The organism is Terrabacter terrae, assembly GCF_039529575.1.
Lineage (GTDB): Bacteria > Actinomycetota > Actinomycetes > Actinomycetales > Dermatophilaceae > Terrabacter > Terrabacter terrae.
Genome location: NZ_BAAANB010000148.1, coordinates 1 through 2,410 on the forward strand (window position 1 = coordinate 1; position 2,410 = coordinate 2,410).

Genomic DNA, 2,410 nt, shown 5'->3' on the forward strand with positions numbered 1-2,410 from the left:
GGTGGGCAGCGGGTGGGTGTCAGTCGGGGTCGTCACGGTGGAACCTCCGGTTCTGGCGTCGGTGACACCCGGCGCATGTCTACTTCGATACTTGTCGATGCCGCGCTGTGGCTCATCTTGCACTCTGGTTCGATGAACGTCAAGATAGACGCATGTCGAAGTTGCTGGACGTTGAGGACGTGACCCCGTCCAGCGGGAGCGCCGCAGGTCAGCTGTGCTGCACGCCGTTGACACGGGGCCCGCTCGGGGTCGAGGACGCCGAGCGCGCCGCGGCGATGTTCAAGGCGCTGGGGGACCCGGTGCGGCTTCGGCTGTTCTCGAACATCGCCTCCGCCGAGGGTGGCGAGGCGTGCGTCTGCGACATCCAGGACGTCGGGGTGTCCCAGCCGACGGTGTCGCACCACCTGAAGAAGCTGCGCGAGGCCGGGCTGCTGGAGTCCGAGCGGCGCGGGACCTGGGTGTACTACCGGGTCGCTGCCGACGTCCTCGCGACGATGGCGCTGCTGCTGGCCCCGGGCCGGGCCTGACGGCCCGGGGTCCCGTCGGTCTCGGGATCAGCCGGTGACCGGAGCCACCTCGAGCGAGGCGAGCAGGTCGAGGATGCGCTGCTTGATCTCGTCGCGGATCGGTCGCACGGACTCGACGCCCTTGCCGGCCGGGTCCTCGAGCTCCCAGTCCTCGTAGCGCTTGCCGGGGAAGATGGGGCAGGTGTCACCGCAGCCCATGGTGATGACGACATCGGACTCCTTGACGGCCTGGGTGGTGAGGATCTTCGGGGTCTCGGCGGTGATGTCGATGCCCTCCTCGGCCATGGCCGCGACCGCCGAAGGGTTGACCTGATCGGCGGGTTCGGACCCGGCGGAGCGGACCTCGACGGCGCCGCCGGACAGGTGGGCCAGGTAGCCGGCCGCCATCTGGGAGCGGCCTGCGTTGTGGACGCAGACGAACAGGACGGACGGCTTGCTCATGCGATGACTCCTGGGTTGTCGAGTACGCGATAGGCCTCGGCCGCCTGCTGCGGGTCGGTCTCCAGGTCGTCCAGACCCGGGACGCTGGCGACGGTGTTGCCGACGGTGAGGTCGAAGCCCTGCCCGACGTTCGAGGCCCGGTCGGCGCTCACCAGCAGGACCCGCGTGCCCTGCCCGGTCAGGCGCACGGCGGCGGCGCAGGCCAGCGAGGTCTTACCGACGCCGCCCTTGCCGGTGAAGAATGCGAACCGGGGCAGCGCCTCCAGAGCGACGTGGCGGTCATCAGCAGCAACCTCTCTGTGCGGACGGCGAGCGACCACGGATGGCCGGTCAGCGACCGCTCGTGCCGACTCGTCGGCGCACGTCTCAAGCATCGCGGCCCTGAGCGGCCGGGGCCGAGCCCGAGCGCTCCGTGGAGGACGCCACCGCCGGGGACGGGGGGCCCGCGCCCACGTTGACGGGCTTGGCGTGGAAACGCCGGCGAAGGGCAAGGCTGACGTACACCAGACCCACGAGGGCCGGCACCTCGATGAGCGGGCCCACCACGCCGGCCAGAGCCTGCCCGGAGGCTGCCCCGAACGTCGCGATGGCCACGGCGATCGCGAGCTCGAAGTTGTTGCCGGCGGCCGTGAATGCGAGCGTCGTCGTGCGCTCGTAGCCGAGGCCCAGACCGGCACCGAGGCCGAAACCGCCGCCCCACATCAGAGCGAAGTACACCAGCAGGGGAATCGCGATCCGGGCGACCTCCAGCGGCCGCGAGGTGATGGCGTCACCCTGCAGGGCGAAGAGGATCACGATCGTGAACAGCAGCCCGTAGAGCGCCCATGGGCCGATCCTGGGCAAGAAGGTCCCCTCGTACCAGGCCCGCCCGCGTGCTCGCTCCCCGAGGCGGCGGGACAGGAACCCCGCGAGAAGGGGGATGCCGAGGAAGATCAGGACCGACCGGGCGATGTCCCACGTGGAGGCGGAGATGCCGGTCTGGTCCAGGCCCAGCCAGCCGGGAAGGACCGAGAGGTAGAACCAGCCGAGACCAGCGAAGGCGAGCACCTGGAACACGGAGTTGAGGGCCACGAGGACAGCGGCTGCCTCACGGTCGCCGCACGCGAGGTCGTTCCAGATGATGACCATGGCGATGCACCGGGCGAGCCCGACGATGATCAAGCCGGTGCGGTAGGCCGGCAGGTCGGGCAGACAGATCCAGGCGAGGGCGAACATCAGCGCCGGCCCGACGACCCAGTTGAGCACCAGCGACCCAACGAGCAGGCGCCTGTCCCCGGTCACGGTATCCAGCCGGTCGTAGCGGACCTTGGCCAGGACGGGGTACATCATCACCAGCAGGCCCAGGGCGATCGGCAGCGAGACACCGTCGACCTGTACACGTGACAGCCCCTCGCCGAGGCCCGGGATGAGCCGCCCGAGGAGCAGGCCGGCGAGCATGGCGA

The 2,410-nt window shown here is 70.1% G+C and carries 4 protein-coding genes; 1 reads left to right on the forward strand and 3 read right to left on the reverse strand.

The window, feature by feature from the left end:
• Positions 1-152 precede the first annotated feature (152 nt).
• On the forward strand, positions 153-527 hold the full coding sequence (locus tag ABD194_RS20085) for an ArsR/SmtB family transcription factor (protein WP_343994808.1): 375 nt from the start codon (positions 153-155) through the stop codon (positions 525-527).
• A gap of 27 nt (positions 528-554) precedes the next feature.
• On the opposite strand, the gene ABD194_RS20090 is transcribed toward ABD194_RS20085, so the two are convergent.
• From ABD194_RS20090 to arsB, 3 genes are all read right to left on the reverse strand, one after another.
• A complete protein-coding gene (locus tag ABD194_RS20090) occupies positions 555-968 on the reverse strand; it encodes an arsenate reductase ArsC (protein ID WP_343994810.1) in 414 nt (137 codons plus the stop codon).
• Positions 965-1,288, reverse strand: a complete 324-nt coding sequence (locus ABD194_RS20095; protein ID WP_343994812.1) for an ArsA-related P-loop ATPase — start codon at positions 1,286-1,288, stop codon at positions 965-967. Before ABD194_RS20095 ends, ABD194_RS20090 begins: the two co-directional genes overlap by 4 nt.
• Positions 1,289-1,334: 46 nt before the next feature.
• The coding region (gene arsB / locus ABD194_RS20100) for an ACR3 family arsenite efflux transporter (RefSeq protein WP_343994814.1) at positions 1,335-2,410 on the reverse strand (1,076 nt) is incomplete at its 5' end.